This window comes from Calothrix sp. CBUCES-K 9914 (assembly GCF_059640475.1).
This window is the reverse complement of the sequence record NZ_JBXXZH010000143.1, coordinates 1-24,317: the sequence shown is the minus strand read 5'-3', so window position 1 is coordinate 24,317 and position 24,317 is coordinate 1. Positions and strand designations below refer to the sequence as shown.

Below are 24,317 nucleotides of genomic sequence, written 5' to 3'. Positions count from 1 at the left end.
ATATATTGTTTATTTAATTTTGACCACACACTTTGAGGTTTCCGAGGTGTAAATATTTGCATATAGCTTTCTTCATCTAAGGATTTTACTTTACTGTCAATCCAACCAAAGCATAAAGCTTCCTTAACTGCTTCGCTATATTTTATGCTCGGTTTACCGCTTTTGACTTTGTAATATACTAGCCAAATGCCAATTGAAGTTGCGTAGTTTTCTGTAAGCCATAGGCGCCATTCTTGACGGTCTTTGGCATAAATCTTTTCTAACTTATTCTCAAATGTCATCATAACCAATTTCCAATCATTACATATGGTGCCCAGTAACTCGGCGCTTGATAATTAGGATGTTTAAGCAGTTCTAACTGTGCTAGTTGCAGTGCTTTAACTTTACTGACTTTAGCGTCTTTCAACTGATTATAAAAATGACCCACAAATTTCGCCGTTGACTCGTCGTCAATTTGCCATAATGAAGCAACCGTACTACGGGCACCAGCTTTGATCGCAACTCCAGCTAAACCAAGTGCAGCACGTTCATCACCGGACGCAGTTTCGCAAGCGCTCAAAACGAGTAATTGTACTGCTTGTTTTTGACCATTACGACTACGCAATAAATTATCAAACTGACGAACGTTAATTGGTCCATCTGCCGCTAAAACGAATGTATCCTCCGCGCGCGAACTAAATTGTCCGTGAGTGGCAAGATGAACAACATTGAAAGGTATATCTTTAACTCGATACTCTAATTCCTTGCGAGTAAATTTATGGTCGAGTAGGGTTGTCGTGTCAATACCAGTTTTGCGAATTTGCTCCAGTTCTGATTTAATTGCAGGTAAAGAAGAAAAGTTACTATGTGAAAGTGGAGGATTAGTTAATCCAGCCGTTAGAGCATTTAATCGCTGTTTTTCTAAAGGCTGAGGCTCAAGAAGCTGTAAACCTGTATTAATGGATATAGCATATTTTTCGACTAAGTATTTTTTACCGTCGTAGAGACTAGAGAATGGAATATTACGCAATACAGTATCAGGAATAAATACAAGTGTGTTAATGTTTGAAGAAGTTAAATCAGGCTCAATTTCTTGAAGTAGCCATTTATAAAGTTTTTGGGAGTGAGTTTTTAGACTTTGAATTGCTGCGGGGTTAATTAAATCGCGTCGTAGTTGAGTTAAGGTTGTTTTAAATTCTTCTGGAGTAATTTGAGTGGTGTAGAGTTTTAATGGTTGGTGAGGAATTTTGACGATAACTTGCAGCATCGATTCGAGAATAATTGGATAAAGTATAGCGGTATTAGGGTTATCTTCGTCTACAACTTTATCCAAGACAACTTTTCTTCCAGTTATACAAGCTTCACGGAAAAAGTCGTCAAGTTCGGCAACTTGTAAAGCTTCGATGCGCTGACGAGCTTTATCAAGGATTTCTGCATCTGGGCGCCCCCCTAAACGGTTATGATAAGATTGAAGTAATAGCGCTACTGACTCACGATATACTGGTTCTACGCTTTCCTTAAAGGAAAACTGTGTATCTTGATGAACCGATACTAAGTCTTCACGCAGCGTTGACAAGGTATTTATTGCTGCATCGTAATATTTAATGGCGCCATTAATATTGATTTGTAAACGCAATAATCTACCAAGTTGCCACTGAAGTTGATATGTAATTTCAGCAGCTTTTTCAGCTTGTGCTATTGCTAAAGCTTTCTGCGTTAATTGTTGTGCTTTAGAAAAAGAGTGTGTTTTTTCGTACAAATTTCCTAACTGACCCAATGCATACGCATATGCGTGCTTATCATTAATATCGCGCGCCATTTCAATCGCATTCCCAATTAAAGTATAGGAACGCTGCATATAACTATTCCCTATTTTCGTCAAATTGTCGGCAAAGTTAAGTAGTGCGTAAATTGCTGAACGACTAGGTAGAAGCTTTAACTGGATGCTCTCAATCAAAGATATCAAAGTTTTAGCTTCGGTATATTTCTTCGCATTTACTAAAATACGCAGTTGATTAAGTCTAGCTTTAACTTTAATTTGTGGTGATGGAGATATTGAGGCTGTTTGCTCGTAATAATTAAGTGCTTGCTCTTGTTGTCGAGTAACTAATGCACTATTCCCCAGGCTTAGTAAACTTAATGATACCTCAGTGTTATCATTCAAACTGCGAGCAATTTCCAAACTTTGCTCTAAAGCTTTGCGAGACGTATCAAAATCTCCCACTAACTGTAAAACTTCACCCAACAAACGTAAGCTACCAACTTTTTCTATAGTGTTAGATTGCGAACCAATTGTTGTATTAACTTCTTTAATTAGCTTGATAGCTTTGTTATTAAAACCGAGAATCTGAAGTGACTGCACTTGGTTGAGACGTGCTTTTAAACTTCCATTAATATTATCTGCTTGTATAAATAATTTCTCTGCTTGCTGCCAAACTAGAAGTGCTTCCTCAGTTTGCCCCGTTGAAAATAACAGGCGCCCTTGAATGCTTAAAGTTTGAGCTAAAAGGTTTTTGTTAGTTGTTTTATCTTGTAAACGCAAACTCAGTTCAAGAGCTTGTTTTGCTTGTTCCCATTGCCCTAGTTGCTGGTACGCTAAAGACAAATTTCCCAATGTCGCAGCCTGTTTTAAAACATTGCCACTTAGAGTATAATCTTGCACAGCTTGTTGCAGTACTTGCACAGCTTCAGAAAACCGACCAGCATCGTATAGAGTTTTGCCTTTGTTGATTTGATTTTGGTTGGTTGTGATATTTTGCTTTGTATAGTGTAAACCTGCAAAGCTGGGTATTTGCATCGACAAAACAAGTCCACATATAAGACAGGATATTATAATTCGCGTCTTTGATCCCCCCCAACCCCCCTTAATAAGGGGGGCTTTTAAGAGTCGTTTTCTTGTTCCCCCCTTATTAAGGGGGGCTAGGGGGGATCTCATCCTAAATCTTAAAATGGATTGTAGATAACGGAGAAATATAAACCATTTTCTTGCCACGTATTTTTCCTTGAGTCAAGAGATACTAAAGGAATACCCCAGTCTAGCTGTGCATTGAGCTTATTACCTAATTGTAATCTCAATCCTAAACCAGTTGATACTAAAGTACTTGTTTCAGGATTTGGAGCATCACCTTTATTCCATGATGTACCAACATCAACAAATGGTACAATTTGTAATACAGATGCGGAAGTACGCTGGCGCCATATAGGAATACGTACCTCAGCGCTAGCGAAGAATCCATTGTCAGTAAGCAGTGCATCTTGACGATATCCTCTGACACTTTGCTGTCCACCTAAACCAAATTGTTCGAGTGCAACGAGTCGTCTGTCAGCAAATTGCAAGTCACCGCGCACAAGTAATAAAGTATCAGGCGCCAGTAACCGTACCCACTGCGCTTGTCCTCGCCAAGCATAAAACCTACTATCCGGAGATGACTCATTAGTCGTAGAATTGAGAGCATCAAGTCCTATACTAAACTGAGAACGCGCGGCAAATACCTGTTGACTATCACGCTGCGTCCATTCTTGAATAAACCTTAATGCAGTTACACTAGTTCTACCATTTGCATCTGCACCATCAGCAGGAAAGGGAATTTCACCATTTAACAAACTCGCTTGGCTTTCGCGACGAGTTAATGCTATCCCAACTGCAAGTTCACGATTTGGTTTTTGAATGATTGGTTGACGTATTGTCGCTTCGTAGTACTTTGAGTAAGACTCAATATCAAGCCTGTTAAACGGACGTTCGATAACGTTGTTGTCAGAAGTTCCGTAGCTGAATGCAAAAGTGCCGTTTCTGGGATTAATCGGAACGGTATAATTAAAATCAAAACCGTTGCTACCATCTGTATTTGTATAGCTAGCACTAAGACTATCACCCCATCCAAGAAGATTCGCTTCGCTTAATTGTACCTGGCGCCTAAAACTGCCTACACTTGGTGAACGTCCATTATCAATACTTATCTGCCCGTTAAAAGTCTTAGCTTCGCGCACCTGTACTTCAAGTGTACTGACACCAGGACGAGTACCCGCAGCTAATTCGGCAGAAAGGTTTTGAATCAAAGGATTAAGTTGGAGAACTTGTAGCGCTTCGAGCAAACGTTCTCGATTTAAAGGTTTTCTAGTTGCAATTTCCAAACGACTTCGCACATAACCCGGATTCAGTCTACGAGTTCCATTCACCTTGATTTCTTCGAGTGTACCCTCAATAACTCGAATTTCAACTACCCCATCCTTAAGCTTTTGCGGTGGTATAAATGCTCCACTCGTAATATACCCTCTGTCAACATAGTACTTTGTAATTTCAGAGCGAACCTGAAACAACTCTGCAATCGTGATTGGACGCTTTGTATACTTCTCAGTCACTTTGTCAAAATCTTTCGTACTGAAAATACTACTACCAGTAACGTTAAATTTTGTTACCGTTATCGTTTGCGGAGTATCCGTAGGCTGATTTTCTGATGGTTGTGTTGGTGTTTGATTACTGTTGGGTAACAATTCCTCCGGTGGTGGTAATTTTGTAGGTGCCGTTGGTTCTGGCAAAGGTTGATTAGAAGGTGGCTCTGTATCTCGTGGTAAATCTCGTGGTAGATTTTGTGGTAGATTTTGTGGTAGATTCTGCTGCGGAATATTCGGATTTTGGCTTTGACTTTGTAAATTTAATTGATTTATTACTTGCGCTTTCAGTGGTTTTACTGAAACAATAATAGTCCCCAACATGATATACACTATTGAGCAAAACTGGTAAATACGTTCATTTAAAAGCATTTTATAAAGCATAATAGACTAATTTGTTAAAATCGACTCAAAGTAAAACCAAAAGTATAAAAATCATTCTTAACACAGATGACACTAAGCTGACTATTCTTTTGTAAACTTTAGATAATTTTAAGGGTATCAAAGTTAATTGCAACACATAGCTCTAAATTTATGCCAAATTGGCGCCATATCAGGGTGTACATCTTGTTACATCCCTCTATGCGTGAGTGCAGAGACGTTACATGTAACGTCTCTACTTATTCACTGCTATTCTATCGGGTTGTGTAGCGAACACGTGTTTGACTACCCAAATTGTAAAAATCGGCATAGCAACTAGCTGGGAAATAAGAACAGCACACGCTACTGCAAAAATTCCTTGTTTGACTGCAACTATTAGCGATAGAGCGAAGACAGTTGTAAAAATGACGTTCCAGTTAAAATCAAGCTGTGTTTTATCTACTGCTTGGAGTAACTGCGAGGTCGCGCGCGACAATGCTACAGGTATTGCTGACAAACAAATCACAACTAACACTGGTATTCCTTTAACCCATTTTTCACCAAATACAATTGGCACATAAAACGGCGCCAGAGACGATTGTAAAATTACAAGTGGTACTACGATAAACGCAATAGTCTTCAATCCGCGAAAGAACTGCTGTTTCATTTGTACTCTGTCACCTTGTACCGAACACAAGTGGGGATACAGTGCTGAGGTGAAAGCATTAATAACGCTTTGGCTAATTCCTAAACCCGCATTAAATGCGAAAAAGTATAATCCGAGTGCTTCAATTCCAATAAAATACCCAACTAACAAATAATCTAAATTCATTCTCAGGCGACTTAATGCATTCACTCCCAGCATCTTTAAACCGAAGCTAGTAATCGTGCGCCAGTTCTCTAATGTAAACGATTTGGGTGGGCGCCAATCGTGATTTTTTATGTTAACTATAACATTGATTGGAATCGTCATGACTACAGGTAAAATTACAGCCCATGACCTCATTCCGTTTATAGCCAAAATAATAGTTAAAATATTTCCAAATATTAATTGTAATGCTGTAGAAAGAGCGGTAATTTTTAGCCGATTCTCACGCTGAATTAAAGTTGCTTGAATAGTAAATGTCGGGATAATTAAATAAGCTATTGCAACTACACAAATTGGTAGAAATAACTCACTGTTTTTATAAAAGTTAGCAATTGGAAATGCTGCTAAACATTGAATTATGAACAAAACAATACAAATTAACCAATTTAACCAGTAAGTTGTATTGCAAACCGTCTTAAGTTCATTTTCATTCGCTTGAATTAATTTGGCACCGAACCCAGGATTAATAGTCAAGACATAGCCAAAATCAACAATTGTAAAAATTATCGAAGCAACACCATAATCATATGAATTAAAAGTACGAGCTAAAATTACAGTAGTTGCCAACCTTGCAACCCGATTAAAAAGCTCTGCAATCCCTAACCACCCTATATTAGTAATAAATCGGTCTGACAATAGCCGTTTTATTTTGTCAATTAACATTTAGTTATAAATACCGAACAATAGCAGTATTATATTATATGATATCTCCTGTAATATCAAATTGTAAAGATAAAATTAATTATATGTAGAGACACAACTCTAAAGACGCGATTGTAAAGACGCGATTGTAAAGACGCGATTAATCGCGTCTCTACATACGCGTGCTATTTTACCAATAACATCCAGCAAACATCTGTCCCGTATACCGCATAATTTTCCCAATTTTTCCTTTTAGCGCTATAGACCAATTTGGCTCCGAACCAACGTATCTTCGTCTAATGCTTTCTATCTCATCACGCAATTTAAGATTATTATTTGTTGATTTTTGTTTCGGGTGAATGCGGTATTTAGACCAAAACCTATGCACATGATAAATTTTAGTAACATCTGCAAAACGTATCCATAAGTCTAAATCAAGCGTTATCTCGTATTTTGGATTGAAACCACCAATTTCTTCATACAAATCACGGCGCCAAAATGTAGAAGGTTGAGGTACATAGTTAGTATCATATATATAGATAAAGCGATTAAAACCGAGTTCTTTTTTACGCCGAATCAAATTGCCCTTTTGATCAATCCAAGAATAGTCACCGTATACAACTCTTGCTTGTGGGTTATCAAGGAAAAACTGTCCAACTTCTTGTAGTACATTCGGTTCAAACAAATCATCCGAATTTAACATACAAAATATATCACCTGTCGCACGAGCAAATCCTTTTATTAGTTTATCGATTTGTAAGGTATTTGGCTCAACAAAAAAGTCTGTGATGTAATCTCTATAACGTTCAATAATTTCCTGACTACCATCTGTTGAACCACCATCTATAACAATATACTCAAGGTTGGGATATCCTTGACTAATTACACTTTGTATTGTAGCTTCAATGTAAGGTGCATGATTGTAGCAAGTTGTAATTACTGTTATTTTCGGTAACGCTGTCTTTAATTGTGTAATATTTATGGTAGATATTGCCTGTACCATTGCTAAATAACTGCTTGTAAGTGTATTATGATTGCAATAGTGATTATTATTATCGCCTTAATTTTAAAAATTAAATAAATCTAATCTCTATAAAATCAATACAGATTTGTTAATTAATATGGATTAAGTATTGTCGTAACCACTAAAATTTTTATAACATAACTATCGAATGACTTTAAGTAGATATACTAATACTTAATTTAATCTTGATTATAACTTCATATAGTTATTCAAACACACATATGGTGGGCAATGCCCACCTCACTTAATATCCGTTACATCCGTTGTATCTGTTACCCACGCGCATTACTGACTTAGCAAAATTGGTAGAGTATTTATTTTTGGTTTAGAGAAATGTACATTATCTTTGCTGTTATTATTTATACGAATAATTTTAGCTGGGTTTCCTGCAACTACGGCACCACTTGGCACATTTTTGACGACAACAGAACCTGCTCCAATTACGGCATTATCTCCAATAGTAATGGCGCCAATAATGACGACGTTCGAGCCAATGTCAACATTATTACCAATTTGCGGACATGCACTACAAGAACCGTCGGCAAGTTTTTTATTTCCAATTGTTGTGGAATGTCTTAATGTGCAATTATCACCAATTTTAGAATAATGGTTGACAACTAACCCAACTCCATGTAATAGCTTTAGATTGGCGCCGATTTGAACATCCCAAGGTAGTTCAACGCCAAGTATCCATTCGACTATTAAAATGTAAAAATTACAGTATATTTTGGAAAATACCTTTAAGGGAGCAGGTAGTCTTCCAATAATTTGCGCGCTCCGAAACAGCACTAAAATAAAACGCGACTTAGAACTACTTTCTGTATTTGCTTGCCAGTCTTGAAATAGGTAGTCAATAATCTTTTTCATACGGTTATTTCAATTGAATGTGAATCTAAACTAACTAGCTGTACGCGGTTTCCACTGCCAACCTGCAATTGCCAATATTGTCCACAAGTAGAAAAACATCGTCGTATGACTCCAGATGTTTTCGGTAATCATTCCCACTGGTATCGCGAGTAAGAACGCTAACATAATTTGACATAAGCGACGCTGCTCAGGAGTGGTAAGCTCAGAAGAAAGCAAACTCCACAAACGGGCGCCAATAGCCAAAAATAAAAAGATGAAAGTTACCAGCCCAACTACTCCTCCTTCAACCAACGCACGTACATAATCGTTATGAGGTAATAGTTGGTTAGTACTGACATATGTACTCAACCCTAAACCAAATCCAAATAATGGGTAATTTTGCCATTGTTCGAGTAAGTAAGTCCACTGTGATAGGCGCCAGTTGAAGCTGTTATTGTCACCTTGAGCAAGAAGAATTGCCCGTGAAACATCTATATTAGGGTTGAATAAAGGAGTATTCAGGAGCGAACTTAAACGTTCTTGTCCAAAAGGAGTGCTGGCAAATAAACCAATAACAAGACTAAAAAAAAGTATTCCACCAATAATTTTCAGTAAATTTAAGCGTGGAGCTACAAGCACTAAGACAAATATCGCTATCATGATCAAGCTGACCAAAGCTCTAGTGCTAACATAAAATACTGCCAGTACTCCCAATAATAAAAGCCAAGGTATACGATTTTTGGCGCCTCCAAGTTTCCAACAGGTTAGGCCAATAAAAAGCAGTAAGTAAGTTGCAAAACCATTTGGGTGTCCAAAAGTACCGCGAATTCTTGATTCACTTCCCGATACTAAGCCGTTGATGTGACCTCCACCATCTGCTGAAAGTATTGTTGGCAATATCGAAGGTACGAGCATTTGTAATAACGCCAGAGTTAGCGGTGGAACTAACCCTAGTAATAATTGCGACAATAAATCTGATGGTTCTACCTGGTCTTTAAGTTGCATCACGAGCAGGTAAATCATCAGCCAGGAAAACAACCGTACCCATTCGCGTAAACTATCTACTAAATACCCACCGTCTAAACCTAACCCACCAAGTGGTAAAAGCACTACCCAAAACGCTTGCGTCAACACCCACACAGCAAAGAACCAAAAAAAGCCATCTGTATGAACTTTTTTTTGTTGCAGCAGCATAATCGTGACATACATCAACGTCAGTATGTTAATACATATTGCTAGGGCTGAGGGTATTTGTAATTCTGAAAAGATATCAACCGAACTCCGCACGATTAAAAGTACGATAACAGCTTGAGAAAAGCTGGTAAAGAAATATGTTAGTGCTAATACTATCGCTACTACTACACCCATGAGTAACGGTTGTATTCCAACTGCAAGACCCGAAACAAAACCAACTCCGATACCTACCGATATCAGGAAGGTAATTAAAGGTAGTCGGTTTTGATATGCTGCTCGCATACTTACCTCTCAGATGTTGAAGTGTTTGACCCAGTACCATTAAGACGCGCGAGTCGTTTGGGCAGTGCAACTTGCTCATCATCAGCACGGTAATATCTGTCACTTGGTGTAGTGATACCATTCACCACTACTCCTAACATTGGAATTCGGTCGCGCGTTAAGTCTGATACGGCTTTTTGCAATACCTCTTTAATAGTAAAGCTAGGACGAGTCACAAGCATAATGCCGTCGCTGTATTGACTCAATGTTGTCGCATCAGCACAAGCACTGAGAGGGGGTGTATCTAAAACTACTAAATCGTATTTATCAGCCGCTTCTGCCATCAAAGCTTTCATCGTGGCAGATTCGAGTAACTGTGATGGACGCGAGGACATAGAACCACAAGTTAACACTGACAGATTTTCGATACCTGTGGGTTGTACGAAATCTGAAAGTCGTTGACGTTGACTAATTGCATCACTCAAACCAGGTGTAGCTGGTAAATTGAATAAACGGTGTAACTTTGGTCGGCGTAAGTCAGCATCGATAATTAAAGTTCGACGTGATAACATCGCTGCAACAGCTGCTAAGTGCGCCACTACAACTGATTTACCTTCACCAGAAAGTGCGCTCGATACCACTATTAAGCGTAGTTTACCTGTACTGCGTAATTCGAGCGTCTTCAAAAGCATTCGGTATGGCTCGACTAGTCCCATATCATCTAGGAATAAGTCGGCGGATTCGCGCGCTAAATTTGAGTTAGAAAGACGTGGTAATATTCCTAGTAAAGGTACTTCCAACAACTGTTCGGCTTCGGCGACATCGTGCAAGCGGTTGTCGAACACTTCGAGTAAAAGCACCATACCTGTTGATAAAAGAATTCCAAAGGCGCCTGCAACAGCAAGGATAATTGCGGGGTTAGGTTCTGTAGGAAGTGTTGGAATCGTCGCTACTTCAATAATACGAATATTACTAACTTTTTGAGCTTCGGCAATGCGCGCTTCTTCGAGTTTACGTTGCAGATTTTTAAACGACTCCGCAGTTTCCTCACGTGCGCGCGTTAATGCTGTCAAAGGTTCTTGTTGAATTGGTAATTGTGCGAGTCTTTGTTGAAGTCTAACTCTTTCGGCTTGCAAAGTTCGCAATTTATTGGCAATTGCTGTTGCCTCAACTGTATTTGTTACGAGTTGAGAGTTGAGCTTTTGACTCAATTCATCGTTTGATATAGTAGCAGGCGCGTTACCACTCGATACGCGCGCCAAATCTTGTTGGTACATTTGTCTAAGAGTATTACGTTGCTGTATCAAGCTATTTAACTCTGGATGTTCTGGAGTAAAGCGCTGTTGTTTAGCAACAATTTGGGTTTCCAACTCAGCTAATTTTGCCCGCAGGTTTTTGGCTTGCTCGTCTTGACCGCTACGTACTGAAGCGTAAGCATTACCCAAGTTACTCGAATTCGTCACTTGACGTAACGAAGCATCGCGCGCGCGTGCTTCTTGAAGTTGAGCAAGCAGTGTTCGCTCTTGGTCTTCAAGATTTGCAAGACTTGTAACTAAGCTTTTGCTTTGGTCGTCAAAGGCAACAATACCACTACTTTGACGATATTTATTTTCTTTGATTTCAGCTACTTTTAAACGCTGTTTAGCATTGGGGACTTCAGTCTTTTCCAGAAACTGACGAACCTTGGTAGCTTCTGAACTAATAGTTTTAATGTTCTCTTCTACCATTGCATCAGAAACAGCATTAATTAACTTAGCGGCAAATACTGGGTCAGGCGCTTTGTAACGCAGTTCTAGAATATTAGTAGCGGGAATGATTTTGACTTTTAATTCACGGCTCAGTTTTTTGAGCGAAAGTTTTTCTGCAAATACTACTGTTTGAGGACTTGCTTTTAATGTATTAACTGCTTTTGAAAGAACTCGCTGTGACTTAACTAACTCTGCCTGGTCGCCAAGTGGACTGGCGCCACCTGGAGTATTTCCTGCAACTTGGGTAATACCGCGTCCGAACTCAGAGATGCTAACAGTTTTATCATCAAGCATTAATCGTGAGCTTGTTTCATACATACGCGGAGCTACCGCTAAATATGTAACGGCGCCTGCCATTACTGCTGTCAAAGTAAACAGAGCAGGTAAACTTCGCCTTTTCGCAACTGACCACAAAGATGATATACCTTTTTCCATAACCCTTTTTTGTTTTTTTTGTTTTAGTATTTAGTCATAACTATAACCGTATTAAACACGCATTTTAGGAGCAACACATTAATAAAAACGTTCTCACTTACGCATTGGTACTTAAAGAACTTTAAGCATGAATAGTAAACTAATTGCACCCAACTCAGCACTCAGCACTCAGCACTCTTAACTCCTAACTCCTACTCTCAAAGCAGATGTTTCTTGAATTGGTGTAACAGTACCTAATAACCGCTCATAAACTTCTAAATTCTGTGCTGTAATTTGTTCCCAGGTGTAATGACGCAGAACATGACGCTTGGCCGAAACTGCATAAGAAGCCATTTCCTTTGGATGTGTTACTGCCCACTTCATCGCAGTTACAAAACCATCAATATCACCAGCGGGAAATAGGAGACCACGTTCGGACTCTAAAAGTTGTTGGTGAGGAAGAATATGACTTGCTAGTACTGGAATACCTTCGCGCATTGCTTCGAGCATTGCCAACGGTAAACCCTCTACATTAGAAGGTAAAACAAATAATCCGGCGCCGCGAACAATTTCTGCCAATTTCATACCACGCAGTTCTCCAGCAAAGATAACTTGCGAACTGTTTGCGACTCTAGAGAGCATTTGTGTACTATACTCTTCAGTATCGCTGACACCACCTGCTAGAACTAACTTCCAACCTTGAGGTTGAAGTCTAAGAAACGCTTCAATTAATAAATCTGGACATTTCTCAGGTACTAACCGACCTAAAAACAACATATAGCGTCTTTGTGTCAGTCCTAAAGCTTTACCATAAGTAAAGTCACTACTAGTTTCTGGGTAACTAGCTGGTGCATTTGGAATATAAACAGTATCTCGCTTATAAGTTTCTGAAAAATAACTTTGTAGTGCCTGAGAAACCACAATAATTTCTGAGGCAAATTTAACTGCTGCTTTTTCACCAGCCAGAATGACTTTGCTTGAAAAATTACCCCACTTCGCGCGTTGCCAGTCTAACCCTTGACAGGTGACAACTATTTTTGCACTGCGAAAAACACTTGCGACGCTACTGAATAAAGAAGGACCCAAAGCATGGAAATGAATAATATCGTATTGCGCCCCAGTTGCTGCAATGGCTCCTAAAGCCGAACTGAAAAATGCATCTGCGCCTTTTTTAGGAAAGCTTGGTAAAGATATAACTCGTACACCTTGATAGTCACTATTTTCAAACCAATTGCCATCAGTATAAGATGAGCGCCCATATAAATCAACAGTATGTCCTTGTGCAACCATCCTAGGATATACTTCTGCACAATAATGTTCAATTCCTCCTTGTTTTGGAGGTAAACCCTTAGCCCCGATAACAGCGATTTTCATAGTAAATGTAGTTTGTATTTATGACTCTTGTTCTGTAACAATATTGAAAATCAAAAATTAATGAATACATTTCTTATACATTAGCAGTATAGCAAATAAAAGTAGCTGTTTATACTTAATGTTCGTATTTGCATAGTACCAATAAGTAAGTAATACAATCAGAAGAATAGAAGCTTGAGTTTTATTACTTCAACGTTAAATATTCACTTTTAAATATTTAGTTTTAATGATTTGAGAACACTTAACAAATATTTTTTCAAGTATTTTTTCAAATATTTTTTCAAACCGAAGAGAATTTGTTAGCTCCCCAGCGGTCAAACATTTGACTATACACTGTTGCAACAACATTACTAGCCGAATAAGGTGCAGCAGTTTTGACACAAGCATGTGTTGGATATTTTTCAGGTTGGAGTAAAATTCTCGTTAAAGCATCTGAGATAGATTCTACAGTTCGTTCCTGACAAACTATTCCACTATCTGAATGTAAAAACTTTGGAGTTTCGCCGCAATTTGTCGTGACTATAGGAATGCCACTTGCAAGTGCTTCTAGAACTACTAGCGGTAAACCTTCATAAGCACTAGTTAAAACAAAAGCACTACTGATTTGATAGAGCTTCGCAAGTTTAGCAGGAGTTGTAGCTCCCAACATTGTAATGCTTTGTTCCTGACCCAGTTGAACAATTTCGTCTTTCATTTGCGGCGCCAGTTCTCCATCACCTGCTATTAAAAGATGAATATCTGGTTGCTTAACAGCAGCAAAAGCGCGAATTAATAATATGGGGTCTTTTTGAGGATGTAACCTGCCGGCAAATATTAGAAAACGTGTATTTAATGACTTTCCCAACTTAGCTGCAAACTCACGCCTTAATATGAGTTTAGAGTCATCTTCCAAAGGAAAGAAAACTTCACCATCAAAAGTATTTTTGATATAGGCAACACGGTTTGCAATATCTGGGTAACGTTTCTGATACGATTTTACCGCGTCATTATTGCAAGACAAAATTTGCTCGAACTGACGTACTAATCCCCCCTCTAACTGATAATATACACCAGGAAAGCGGCGCCAAAGAATTGCTTTCTTGTCACCGACCCCTTGCATTTGAGTTTGGATATCGTTATGAATGAATAAAGTTTTATCACCACGCCAGTTCCGAGTCATGAGAGTTGGTTCCAAGCGGTGAAAATGCATAAAATCAGAAGCATAACAACGACCTAGCAATGCTGCCGTATATTTAACAGTCGTTGGTATCAGACCGCGAACATTATCATTTTCAAGTGTGAATAAGGGTAGAAAATTAATTTCCTTGCCTGCAAATTCAGCTTTCTGCCACCCTTTTTGAGTCTGACTGACCGAACTACCAGTTCCAACCAGCCTAACTTCAAACTCATCAGGTGCATACTTCATAAAGTTGCCTATCAGCGTTTGAATACCACCGATAGTAGGATTCCAGGGATTAAACTGGTAAAAAATGGTTAAAACGGGTTTATCCATCACTTTCTCATATTCAAACACAATAAACACACAGCTTGACAAAACAACCGCTGCTGACACCCTAATTTAACCAGTATTTTTACTTGCGTAAAAAGCCTACGTGTACATCATGTTAATTGTATTCAGGATATTTTTCAATTTTTCGTAAACTCTTCATGAAATCTTCATATCTTTATATTACTAAAATGCACAGTATTTTTAACTCAAATTTTCCTTCTTACAAAGGATGTAACAAAATATAGCCACTTAACCTGGGAATAATACTAGCTGTTTTATATTTACAGAAAGTTTAAAAAGTTACACTTAGATGAGTATAAACTTGTACCACTTATATAGTACATAGTGTGACCCATAGACTCCGATGCGCGAATGTAGAGTCAAGGCACCTGTATTGAATAGATTATATTGATAACGTAATTACAATTTATCCAACAATTTGTCCAAGTATTGCTGATGTTCTTGTGATGCGAGCCAGTACGTGGAAGCTTTTTTAATTTCAGTCACAATATCTTTTTCGTACTTAAGGGAATTTTGTAAATTTTGCTTATAACTCTTAGCGATAGCTTCCTGTTCAGGAGTATAATAAAAGATTACAGACCTGTATTGTTCACCTCTGTCTGGTCCTTGGCGATTCAAAGAAGTTGGGTCATGAATATCCCAGAATATATCTAATAGCTCTTCATAGCTCACAATAGCGGGGTCATACTCAACTTGTGCAACTTCTGCATGTCCAGTAATTCGCGATACTACATCAAGGTGACAAGGATTCTCAAAGTGTCCTCCCATATAACCTACAGAAGTTGATATAACACCTTTAACTTTTCGATACGCTGCTTCGACTCCCCAAAAACAGCCACCCCCAAATGTTGCTTTTTCCATATCTTATTTTTTATATCTATATATATACATATATATAGATGAAAAAAGGGAAAGGAGAAAACACATCACCCTTTACCCCTTACTCAACTAGTTTATACAGCGGCGCCGACACGCGCGCTCTTGAGGTAAGCTAACATAGTGTCAGCATCAGAAACTTCAAATGGATCAGTAGTACAATTGTCTTCATGACCTTCTTCGATGAATATTTTTTCAATTTGGCAGTCGTTGACAACCATTGCGTAACGCCAAGAACGCATTCCAAAACCTAAATTTGATTTATCTACTAGCATTCCCATTTTGCGGGTAAATTCACCATTGCCATCTGGTAACATAAATATTTTACTAATGCCTAAATTCTTAGCCCACTGGAACATCACAAACGCATCGTTAACAGACACGCACATAATTTCGTCAATTCCTTGTGCTTTGATTTCCTCATAAAGTTCTTCATAACGCGGTAAGTGAGTCGAGGAACAAGTCGGAGTAAATGCTCCAGGCAACGCAACTACTATAACTCTTTTACCAGCGAAGAGTTCTTTGGTAGTCCGGTCTTGCCAACGGAAAGGGTTGGGACCAGGAACTGATTCATCGCGTACACGGGTTTTAAAAACAACATTGGGTACTCTTGTTACTGCCACCATAGTCTTATTGCTCTCTACTCTATATATGTTGGTATATGTTGGTGTTAACCTCGCTCATCAGAATAATTCTGATTTAGGAATTGGTCAATAGTAATAAATACTTAGAAGTAAGAGGAGTTTTGAATGAGGTATGATTTTTAGATGCGAAGCTTTACAATAAAGGGACAGCTCGTTCGTTATTAGCGATTCGTTGCTTGAAGAAAGAACTGAAGTCCTTAATACAATTTTAAAAACATTTATTATGCAAGCTGTTGATGATATAATCAAAACTTTAAAATCAAAGGGTTTGAAGGTAACGCCTCAGCGGTTTGCCGTTTATGCAAACCTATTATCACGTCAAGACCATCCTACCGCAGAACAAATACTCAAAGACCTTAATAAAGAGGCACCAACATCATCGCAAGCAACAGTATATACTGCTTTGCAGGCTTTACGTGATGCTGGTTTGGTTCGGGAAGTTCTTTTGGAAGCAGGTGTTTCACGTTATGACGCTAATACCGAGAAGCACCATCACTTTTACTGTCGCGAGTGTAAGGTAATAGAAGATATTCCGTGGGATACTTTTCCTGATGTCAGTTTGGATAAGTTACGTTCAGGGTTAAAAGCGCAAACCTACGAGGTAACAGTTTATGGGATATGTGATTGTAATATACAAATAAAATAAATATAAAACAAATATATGAGTACAGATTTAACATCAACACTCAATAGTGATTTCATTGCTGACTTGGCACAAGCAGCAGATGCATTTCGCGATAACAATAAAATTCGTCCCAAACCTGATGTTGTTGTCAATGCACTTTTACAAGCAGAGAAAACCACGAAGCAGCAAAAATTAACATATCCATTTACATCATTATCTGGTAGATGGCGCCTATGTTTTGCCACCGGAACACGTAAAGTTAGGAAGCGTGGAGGAATTATTTTAGGTAAAGGTTTTTACATGCCGAAGGTTTCCCCTGCATATATTTCGTTTGATACTTCGGATACATCAGAAAATCAAGGAGAAATAAGTAATCAAATACAGTTAGGCGCCTTTTCGTTGCAATTTTCTGGATTAACTCGATATATAAGCAAGAAAAATCTACTTGTTTTTGACTTTCATCAGATACAAATAAGTCTATTTAATCACAATATATATAGCAGTAATGTCCCTGGTAGTAAATCAAATAAAAGTAATTTTTATGACCAAATGATAGGAAAATTACCCTTTTTTGCATTCTTTTTAATAACTGAAAACTTGATTGCAGCGCGTGGTCGCGGTGGTGGTTTAGCATTATGGATAAAAGAATAATCAGAGATGTTGATGAGGTGATTGAACCGTGCGAAAAATAGCAGGCTTGATATTTTTTATCGTTGTAGTGGTTATTGCTGTGACTCTTGGTTTAAATTGGATGCGGCGCCAGAGAACGACACGACGATAAGTGCGGAAGTAGTACTTAGTTTCAATGCTTTTAATTGTGAGTGCCGAGTGTATCAATATTAATTATCTCTGTGTAGAGACGCGATTAATCGCGTCTCTACGTGTCTCTTTGGTAAAATCTATACCACAAAAATTATTACCAATAAATCGGACAGGCGAGATGCTTATCCTAAGCTTGCTTTAAAAGATAAGAGCGAGTTCCTGTTTGGTTAGCTCCAGCAGTATCTTTATATAAGTAAGTACCAGTAGCAACAATATCACCAAAGTTGTTAATACTTACTGCGCTAGTTAAAGTAACAGTGGCGCCATTATAAGTAAGCGGTGATGAAATTAAGTTATTCAAATCAGCTATTGTACCACCATTCCAAACAAAAGCATGATTAGTACCAGAGGCAATTTGAGATGCTCCAACAACTTGACCAAATTCATTGATACCGTTAACAGAACCAGTCTTACCGCCTAAGCTACCAAGTGCCGTAAACTCGGAATCTCGTAGAATAAACGGAGTACTTGTTGCTGTGGTGCCAGTACCACTGCTTGTAGAACCGATGATGCTACCAGCGTCATTGATATCTCGTAGTGTGGCTTGTTCGGCGCCAAAAGTACCAAGATTTTTGAGCTTGTAAGTACCACTAGCATCTTGTTCCCAAATTACAGCCGTGTTAACAAACGTTTCATCAAGGGTGCCATCACTATCTACATAGCCAATAATCTGACCATTATTATTGATAGCGCGCGCAGTACCACCATCACCACCAAGTGCCGCTAGTTCAGTAACAACACCGTTTTCGATGTATATAGTTTTCTCGTAACCTGAACTCAAAATATTACGACCGACAATTTGGTTGCTGTTATTAGTGTCTAATGAGTAGCTTTCAATACCACCAAAATCATTGATAGTTAACTTGTAGCTGTTACCATCTTTTTCCCAAACTAAAGCACGGTCGGTAGCTTTTGGAATTGGCTGACGCACTTCGTCACCTGTTCCTAAAATTACACCACTATTGCTAATTGTGTTGACGGTAGGTGTAAGCATAGTGACAGTTGCCCCCGACTCGGTGCCAAGGTCTGACTGACCCTTTTTGATACCTGTACTAGTGAGCGCTGTTAGAACGCCATTTTCCCAGATGAAACCTTGACGCACTAAATTATTAGTTTGGGTTGCACCAGTTGTTGCATTCTGATTAGTGAAAGTGGCGCCAGTGTCATAACGTCCGGCTATTTGACCGAAGTCATTGATCGAAACTGCGTTAACGGCGCCGTTTGGATTGCTACTTAAAGAACCCAAGTCAGTTGCTTGGTAACGATACAGAGGTTCATTATCCAATAAAGCAGGCGACCCAGATGCTACATACTTTAGAGTGGCAAGGAGGTCTGAACCTGAAGTGACTAGAGTATCTCCTCCTTGACTAAGGAAATTAATGGCTTTACCTATCAAGTTTTCAGCTAGACGTAGCTTGTCAAATTTAACGTCAAATCCAATTACAGTAACGGAACCTTGTCCAGCTTCAAGAATGATTTTATCCTTGCCACTGCCAATGAAAACAGTGTCATTTCCAGTTCCCGCACTGATAATATTATTTCCTTCACCTGCATAAATCGTGTCATCACCTGCACCACTGTAAATCGTATCGTTCCCGGCGCCTGCATAAATCAAATCATTACCTTTACCTGTAAGAATACGGTTGTTACCTTCCCCAGCATAAATTGTATTATTCCCATCGCCTGCATAGACAAAATCACCACTGGCGCCGGAATAAATCAAATCATTGCCTTTTCCGGTGCTAATCAGATTGACCCCTTCACCTGCATAAATAGTATTATTGCCATCACCAAGAGCAATATTGTCATTACCACTTTGATAGTAGACGGTTGAATCAACAAGCAGACTGGAGCGATTACTTATTCCTGGTAAATTACTAGTAAGTCCGGCTTCTGAATTATGAAGTACAACAGAAGTATTCAAAGCTGTGTTCAAATTATTGTTCGTTTCCATTTAGAATTCCTTTGTTAGTGAAGTTCTGGACAGTTGTGGAATGGGCATCCCTGCCCGTTCATATAATCTTGAGAAATTTATTTACCACAGAGTCACAGAGTACACAGAGAAGTTTTCAAAACCAGTGTGTATATCATTAATTTTGGAAAGTAGGCGCCGCTCCCTCTTAACTCTGTCTCTGTGTACTCTGCGTTGGGCATTGCCCACCTTACAACTTACTTTTCAAACATTGTTTAATACGGGCAAGGATGCCCGTTCCACAAACAAACACACTCATACACACTCACACACATACATACACACATACAAAAGCTCAAATTATTTTGTTTGATGTTTGACAGGTTTATATTCCATTGTTAATGACTTGACATGAAAGTCATATTTGGAAAACTTTTTATCTTGCTTAACTCGTAGGCAAGCAATAGGAAGGCTAACTGCAAATAGAAGAAAAACTCCAAACAAGCCAAAAACGTAACCGTGCAATTGTTTTGCGGGTATAAAATTTCTCTGTTGATGCATATTTTTACTCTTATTTTGATAGAATTTTCTAAACTTCTATAACAGTGGTAGGTAGCCAAAAAGTGGATGCCAACTCATAACAGTAGCGGCAATAAATAAAAAAAACATCCAAAAAAAGATGACTTTAGACTTGATTTGTTTATCTTTCCAGATATAGTAAAGAATTACCCAACTGACTAGCCAACCCAACAGCAGCATAGTCTCTTTTCCTGTATAACTCCCAATATTTCCCCATAATTTACTAGGGTTATGACTTCCGGGTATCCAACTGCCAAGAGTCCAAAGTAAATTTTCCACTGTTTTAGATTTATCTCCATCTGAGAAGTGATGAGATATCATCATTGTCACACAACCAATTCCAGCGCTAACCAAAGCTGCTGCTGCTGGTCCAGATACTTCAGGTGATTTGTCTGAACCTTTAGCTAAACCGCTCGGAAATCTTTTGAGTGTATTCCAGAACCTGGCATAAATAGGTTCTGACTTTACTTCAGATGAACGTGACATTAGTTTCCTTCCATTTATTACTTAACTAACTTACTAACTTACTAACTTACTCCCCTTACAAAGCATGAATTTTGGCAATTCCGAGTCCTGTGACTAAACCACCCATTGCAAAAAACATCATTGCCATCAAACCCACGCAAGTTGCTGTTAAAACTGGACGATTTTCTTTGTCTAATATTGAGTCACCATAGCTCCACAAAATCCATGTGCAAGCTACACCTAATGGCAATGTGAACAAAACGCTGAACTCGTGATACTCCATCAACACATACTGTCCCAACGGTGAATGTTCTTTCAACCACGCGCGGGCGCCACCAAAAGTAATATCTGCCCGATAGCGCATGTACGCTAGGTTGCCTGTGACAATGCCTAAGAATGCAATCACAGTAGACCAGAACGTCAAAGTTCGCATCTGCGGCAGAATCTTGCTGGCGCCTCGTAGTAACGGAAACGCCAGATGTCCTGTATAGACTGCAACTACTGAAGAAAGTAAGGCGCCGAACCCGTGAATCGTGCCTATCCATCGTTGCCAAGGACTTGGATGCAAAATATTGAAAAAGGGCAAAAACAGAAACATACAAGCCGACAGAATACTCAAGCCATAGATACTGACTTGAGCAATATCTAACTGTCTAGGAAAATCTCTGAAACTGCTATCTGTGTATTCCTCGTGCCCTTCTTGAATCATAGTAAACCTTCCCTTAAATGCAAAAACCAATAATTGTCTAGGCTCATGAAAAAATTCTCAAAAGCTCTAAAAAGTTCTTAGGAGTCGTTAATAAAACTAGTTGTAGGTTGGCTGGAGGCTTTGCGGAACCTAACATGCTGCTAACAAGTTTTGCGCTCACTTACTGTGACGCATGACATGACCCAACCTACGAGGTAACCGTGTATTAATGAAGTAACAAAAGTCTTATGTACCTCATTAACGACAATATATTTATTGAAGCTTGTTGTCAATGAATATCAATAATATTACTAGCTTTTCTTAACAATCGGGAATAATAATAACTCCGCTATAATTATAAAATTTTCATTAAAAGCTTATGTAGTAAGGATTAAGAATATTCTCCAGTGGAAATAATACTTTCTGCACAGCCACAAAATAGTAACAATTCATAGGCGCCGTCTTCAACTGTTACTATTTACTCAATTAAGAAATATTAAGATAAAAAAACTTCCAATTAAACAAAATGTCTTGTGGGATGGGTGTTGAAGCAGTATATCCCGCTCCCATACTTAAGTAAGAACCGATATAATCAAGTATAGACGGCGCCACCTGGAGAAAGTATTGACGATACCATTTAAATATTTTGCTGCAATACAGTATGTTATTTGCTGCATCGTATTACATTGTCATTAACTTGTAATATTGCTACACTTGAGAGCCAATTTGGTAATACAGACGGTTGTTCGCGTTTCCAAGCAGAATAGTGAACACGTCATCTGTCATCAAAATACTTTTTTAGTAACGCATCCCGCGCAGCAAAATCAATGGAACTATTCACAATACATACACCTTCAGTTGAACCATTACCTTTAATAGCTAACTTACCTCATAGTGGATTACATATTCCTTCCGATATAGCTGCAATAATGGCGCCTTCTCATCTCCAATCATTACCCAACAGCGACTGGCACTTAGGTAAACTTTACGATTTTTTACCATCTCTGGGCATCACAGTCATGCAAGCAAACTACAATCGTTATGTAGTTGATTTAAATCGGCAAGCAAAAGAACCTTTTAGCGGTAACTTTTGGTCGGCAGTGGCGCCACTACAAACAGCATTCGGTCAACCTATATATCAAACGCTACCATCTGAAGCATCTATCTTAGAGCGTGTAAATAACTACTATATACCTTACCATAATCAGCTACGCACGCTTATTGACGCGAAGTTACATGAATTCGGCAAAGTATATTTATTAGACCTACATAGCTTCGGAGGATTAATAAACGACCAAGTGTGTTTAGGAAACCTCAACGGTAAAAGCTGTTCAGAAAATTTTATAAATATAGTTGAGAATGCTTTTAAAAGCGAAAGTTATCAAGTCGTCAAAAATAAAGTTTTTAATGGTGGATATATTACTAGACATTACAGTGAAATTCCTAACGTACAAACTTTGCAAATTGAAATTAGATACCAAGTATACTTAGATGAAATGTATTTAGATAAACCCCTAATACCAGAATGGAACTCGCCTAAGTTTCACAAAACCAAGATAAAATTGAAAAGACTATTTCAACAGATGTAAAGGGCAAGGATGCCAATTCCACAAGAGAATTAATTAAATATTTTATATGAAATTTGCCTGTATAAAATAAAACATCTTTTTATCCGTTGCCAAGCTGTTCTACCAAAGGCGGGCATTTCTGTAAAAAGCTAGCGCCCTTATTACTTGCATCAGGGTTACTAAGATGTGTAGGAGTCGGACGAATTACACCGTTAAACAAATCATCTAATCCGTAGGGTGTAAAAAATTCCCATTCTCCTTGAGTATTTACTCTTACTCCTACTGCTGTTGCTGTGTGTAACCAATTACTTATACCATCTTCTGTACTTGTAAAAGTTTGGCGCCCCTCACGCCATCTTGCAAAGCTAGCTTGGTTTTTTACGTCAAATATATAGTTAGGAAATTGACTAGTTAAAGCATCTTTGGCGCCAAGTTCCTGAGAGCGCTCCCCAAGAGCATCAAAGAAAGCAATATCAAAGTCTTTAATAACTAATTTACAATCATCATTGAAGATGTGGCGCCAAACTGTATTACGAACGGCGCCACCTGCTAACCACCAGTTAGGAAGTTGAAGTTTGGTGATAGCTGGCAATACTTCACCCACAGGAGAATTTTGCAGTATTTGTTTTAGCTGCACTTGGTTTGATGTCATTTTGCAGGAAATAAGAAGAAGTAACTAGTTATGGAAACTCCAATGCATGTAATAAAATTACGTACCCATACTGAACTGACCTTACGCGCGAAGAAAGCACTGCTATATCCACCAATTAAAGCACCAACCGCCATCAAAATCGCACTTGACCAGACAATATAGCCTTTCCTAAGCTGGTGAGGTACAATAACAGCAATGAGCAAACCAATTACGAATGTCATTTAAAGAGATTTTATTAAAAGCTATTTCAATAGCTTGTGCCAAATCTGGGTAAGTTCTAGCACCGATAGAACGTAGTATCTCCTTAACTTTTGACCAACAATTTTCGATAGGTGAAAACTCAGGAGAGTATGGTGGTAAATAAATTAGTGTAGCTCCTGCATCTTCAATTAATTTTTCAATGTTTTTACCTAGATGAACAGAGCAATTATCCATAACAACACAAGCACCTTTCCAAAGTTTTGGGACTAATTTTTGAGAAATAAAAGCTTCAAATGTTAGTCCATCTGTTGCACCCAGAATACTATATTGGCTAATGATACCTTTCATACCTATTGCACCAATTAAAGAAACATTCTTACTACGTTTATGGGGGCGTTCTCCATGCGCTCTTTTACCTTTACGGGCACGAGCATTTTTCCTTATTAAGGATAGATTAACGCCTGCTTCATCAATAAATATAAGGTTTTCAGGCGCTATAGCTTGAATTTTTAACCAAAACTCTACTCTTAATTTTTGAACTCTTTCAGTTCCTTTCTCTGAGGCGTGCAGTGTTTTTTTTTCACCCGTATGTCCATCTTATTTAACATTCTATCTACTGTTGAGCGACCAATCAGAACTCCTGTTTTTTGCTCTAGCAAGATACGAATTTCTGCCA

Annotated in this window: 21 protein-coding genes; 4 read left to right on the top strand and 17 right to left on the bottom strand. The window is 38.5% G+C overall.

What is annotated here, in order from left to right:
- From AC2JBO_RS27210 to AC2JBO_RS27155, 12 genes are all read right to left on the bottom strand, one after another.
- Positions 1–284: YdeI/OmpD-associated family protein (locus AC2JBO_RS27210; RefSeq protein WP_496956754.1), on the bottom strand; the 284-nt coding region annotated here is incomplete at its 3' end.
- Positions 281–2,776, bottom strand: a complete 2,496-nt coding sequence (locus AC2JBO_RS27205) for a CHAT domain-containing protein (RefSeq protein ID WP_496956753.1) — start codon at positions 2,774–2,776, stop codon at positions 281–283. The genes AC2JBO_RS27205 and AC2JBO_RS27210, both read right to left, overlap by 4 nt.
- Positions 2,777–2,922: 146 nt before the next feature.
- Complete coding sequence (locus tag AC2JBO_RS27200; protein ID WP_496956752.1) at positions 2,923–4,752, bottom strand: ShlB/FhaC/HecB family hemolysin secretion/activation protein; 1,830 nt, start codon at positions 4,750–4,752, stop codon at positions 2,923–2,925.
- Between the two features lie 232 nt (positions 4,753–4,984).
- Positions 4,985–6,259, bottom strand: coding sequence for a lipopolysaccharide biosynthesis protein (locus tag AC2JBO_RS27195; protein WP_496956751.1), 1,275 nt, complete (start codon positions 6,257–6,259; stop codon positions 4,985–4,987).
- Between the two features lie 169 nt (positions 6,260–6,428).
- Complete coding sequence (locus AC2JBO_RS27190; RefSeq protein WP_496956750.1) at positions 6,429–7,241, bottom strand: glycosyltransferase family 2 protein; 813 nt, start codon at positions 7,239–7,241, stop codon at positions 6,429–6,431.
- 306 nt (positions 7,242–7,547) lie between these two features.
- Positions 7,548–8,129, bottom strand: coding sequence for a serine acetyltransferase (locus tag AC2JBO_RS27185; RefSeq protein WP_496956749.1), 582 nt, complete (start codon positions 8,127–8,129; stop codon positions 7,548–7,550).
- A gap of 30 nt (positions 8,130–8,159) precedes the next feature.
- Entirely contained in the window at positions 8,160–9,584 is a 1,425-nt protein-coding gene (locus AC2JBO_RS27180) for an O-antigen ligase family protein (protein WP_496956748.1), read from the bottom strand.
- A 2-nt stretch (positions 9,585–9,586) separates the two neighbouring features.
- Positions 9,587–11,746, bottom strand: a complete 2,160-nt coding sequence (locus AC2JBO_RS27175) for a GumC family protein (RefSeq protein WP_496956747.1) — start codon at positions 11,744–11,746, stop codon at positions 9,587–9,589.
- Between the two features lie 177 nt (positions 11,747–11,923).
- Complete coding sequence (locus AC2JBO_RS27170; protein WP_496956746.1) at positions 11,924–13,099, bottom strand: glycosyltransferase family 4 protein; 1,176 nt, start codon at positions 13,097–13,099, stop codon at positions 11,924–11,926.
- A 280-nt stretch (positions 13,100–13,379) separates the two neighbouring features.
- Entirely contained in the window at positions 13,380–14,591 is a 1,212-nt protein-coding gene (locus AC2JBO_RS27165; RefSeq protein WP_496956745.1) for a glycosyltransferase family 4 protein, read from the bottom strand.
- Between the two features lie 417 nt (positions 14,592–15,008).
- Positions 15,009–15,470 carry a peptide-methionine (S)-S-oxide reductase MsrA gene (gene msrA / locus AC2JBO_RS27160; RefSeq protein WP_496956744.1) on the bottom strand — a complete coding sequence of 154 codons (462 nt, stop codon included), beginning with the start codon at positions 15,468–15,470 and terminating at the stop codon, positions 15,009–15,011.
- A 92-nt stretch (positions 15,471–15,562) separates the two neighbouring features.
- Complete coding sequence (locus AC2JBO_RS27155; RefSeq protein ID WP_496956743.1) at positions 15,563–16,111, bottom strand: peroxiredoxin; 549 nt, start codon at positions 16,109–16,111, stop codon at positions 15,563–15,565.
- A 241-nt stretch (positions 16,112–16,352) separates the two neighbouring features.
- Between AC2JBO_RS27155 and AC2JBO_RS27150 the strand changes: the two genes are divergently transcribed.
- Entirely contained in the window at positions 16,353–16,775 is a 423-nt protein-coding gene (locus tag AC2JBO_RS27150; RefSeq protein ID WP_496956742.1) for a Fur family transcriptional regulator, read from the top strand.
- Positions 16,776–16,790: 15 nt separating this feature from the next.
- On the top strand, positions 16,791–17,405 hold the full coding sequence (locus AC2JBO_RS27145; protein WP_496956741.1) for a hypothetical protein: 615 nt from the start codon (positions 16,791–16,793) through the stop codon (positions 17,403–17,405).
- Positions 17,406–17,703: 298 nt separating this feature from the next.
- Here the strand turns inward: AC2JBO_RS27145 and AC2JBO_RS27140 are convergent, their stop codons facing one another.
- From AC2JBO_RS27140 to AC2JBO_RS27130, 3 genes are all read right to left on the bottom strand, one after another.
- A complete protein-coding gene (locus AC2JBO_RS27140; protein ID WP_496956740.1) occupies positions 17,704–19,530 on the bottom strand; it encodes a hypothetical protein in 1,827 nt (608 codons plus the stop codon).
- A 555-nt stretch (positions 19,531–20,085) separates the two neighbouring features.
- The gene (locus AC2JBO_RS27135) at positions 20,086–20,553 is read right to left on the bottom strand and encodes a hypothetical protein (RefSeq protein ID WP_496956739.1); all 468 of its coding nucleotides are present in this window, start codon (positions 20,551–20,553) and stop codon (positions 20,086–20,088) included.
- Between the two features lie 55 nt (positions 20,554–20,608).
- Entirely contained in the window at positions 20,609–21,241 is a 633-nt protein-coding gene (locus AC2JBO_RS27130) for a hypothetical protein (RefSeq protein WP_496956738.1), read from the bottom strand.
- Between the two features lie 806 nt (positions 21,242–22,047).
- Between AC2JBO_RS27130 and AC2JBO_RS27125 the strand changes: the two genes are divergently transcribed.
- Positions 22,048–22,809: an N-formylglutamate amidohydrolase gene (locus AC2JBO_RS27125; protein ID WP_496956737.1), complete on the top strand. Its 762-nt coding sequence runs from the start codon at positions 22,048–22,050 to the stop codon at positions 22,807–22,809.
- Positions 22,810–22,888: 79 nt separating this feature from the next.
- Here AC2JBO_RS27125 and AC2JBO_RS27120 read toward each other — a convergent pair whose 3' ends face one another.
- Entirely contained in the window at positions 22,889–23,440 is a 552-nt protein-coding gene (locus AC2JBO_RS27120) for a nucleotidyltransferase family protein (protein WP_496956736.1), read from the bottom strand.
- A gap of 30 nt (positions 23,441–23,470) precedes the next feature.
- Between AC2JBO_RS27120 and AC2JBO_RS27115 the strand changes: the two genes are divergently transcribed.
- Positions 23,471–23,602: a hypothetical protein gene (locus AC2JBO_RS27115; protein ID WP_496956735.1), complete on the top strand. Its 132-nt coding sequence runs from the start codon at positions 23,471–23,473 to the stop codon at positions 23,600–23,602.
- 6 nt (positions 23,603–23,608) lie between these two features.
- Here the strand turns inward: AC2JBO_RS27115 and AC2JBO_RS27110 are convergent, their stop codons facing one another.
- On the bottom strand, positions 23,609–24,148 hold the full coding sequence (locus AC2JBO_RS27110) for an IS630 family transposase (RefSeq protein WP_496956755.1): 540 nt from the start codon (positions 24,146–24,148) through the stop codon (positions 23,609–23,611).
- Positions 24,149–24,317 lie beyond the last annotated feature (169 nt).

Coding starts and splice junctions, on each gene's coding strand:
- AC2JBO_RS27200 (WP_496956752.1), bottom strand. CDS start 4,752: ATGCTTTATAAAATGCTTTTAAATGAACGTATTTACCAGTTTTGCTCA.
- AC2JBO_RS27205 (WP_496956753.1), bottom strand. CDS start 2,776: ATGCAAATACCCAGCTTTGCAGGTTTACACTATACAAAGCAAAATATC.
- AC2JBO_RS27190 (WP_496956750.1), bottom strand. CDS start 7,241: ATGGTACAGGCAATATCTACCATAAATATTACACAATTAAAGACAGCG.
- AC2JBO_RS27180 (WP_496956748.1), bottom strand. CDS start 9,584: ATGCGAGCAGCATATCAAAACCGACTACCTTTAATTACCTTCCTGATA.
- AC2JBO_RS27155 (WP_496956743.1), bottom strand. CDS start 16,111: ATGGTGGCAGTAACAAGAGTACCCAATGTTGTTTTTAAAACCCGTGTA.
- AC2JBO_RS27140 (WP_496956740.1), bottom strand. CDS start 19,530: ATGGAAACGAACAATAATTTGAACACAGCTTTGAATACTTCTGTTGTA.
- AC2JBO_RS27145 (WP_496956741.1), top strand. CDS start 16,791: ATGAGTACAGATTTAACATCAACACTCAATAGTGATTTCATTGCTGAC.
- AC2JBO_RS27130 (WP_496956738.1), bottom strand. CDS start 21,241: ATGATTCAAGAAGGGCACGAGGAATACACAGATAGCAGTTTCAGAGAT.
- AC2JBO_RS27120 (WP_496956736.1), bottom strand. CDS start 23,440: ATGACATCAAACCAAGTGCAGCTAAAACAAATACTGCAAAATTCTCCT.
- AC2JBO_RS27195 (WP_496956751.1), bottom strand. CDS start 6,259: ATGTTAATTGACAAAATAAAACGGCTATTGTCAGACCGATTTATTACT.
- AC2JBO_RS27115 (WP_496956735.1), top strand. CDS start 23,471: ATGGAAACTCCAATGCATGTAATAAAATTACGTACCCATACTGAACTG.
- AC2JBO_RS27125 (WP_496956737.1), top strand. CDS start 22,048: ATGGAACTATTCACAATACATACACCTTCAGTTGAACCATTACCTTTA.
- AC2JBO_RS27165 (WP_496956745.1), bottom strand. CDS start 14,591: ATGGATAAACCCGTTTTAACCATTTTTTACCAGTTTAATCCCTGGAAT.
- AC2JBO_RS27135 (WP_496956739.1), bottom strand. CDS start 20,553: ATGTCACGTTCATCTGAAGTAAAGTCAGAACCTATTTATGCCAGGTTC.
- msrA (WP_496956744.1), bottom strand. CDS start 15,470: ATGGAAAAAGCAACATTTGGGGGTGGCTGTTTTTGGGGAGTCGAAGCA.
- AC2JBO_RS27170 (WP_496956746.1), bottom strand. CDS start 13,099: ATGAAAATCGCTGTTATCGGGGCTAAGGGTTTACCTCCAAAACAAGGA.
- AC2JBO_RS27150 (WP_496956742.1), top strand. CDS start 16,353: ATGCAAGCTGTTGATGATATAATCAAAACTTTAAAATCAAAGGGTTTG.
- AC2JBO_RS27185 (WP_496956749.1), bottom strand. CDS start 8,129: ATGAAAAAGATTATTGACTACCTATTTCAAGACTGGCAAGCAAATACA.
- AC2JBO_RS27175 (WP_496956747.1), bottom strand. CDS start 11,746: ATGGAAAAAGGTATATCATCTTTGTGGTCAGTTGCGAAAAGGCGAAGT.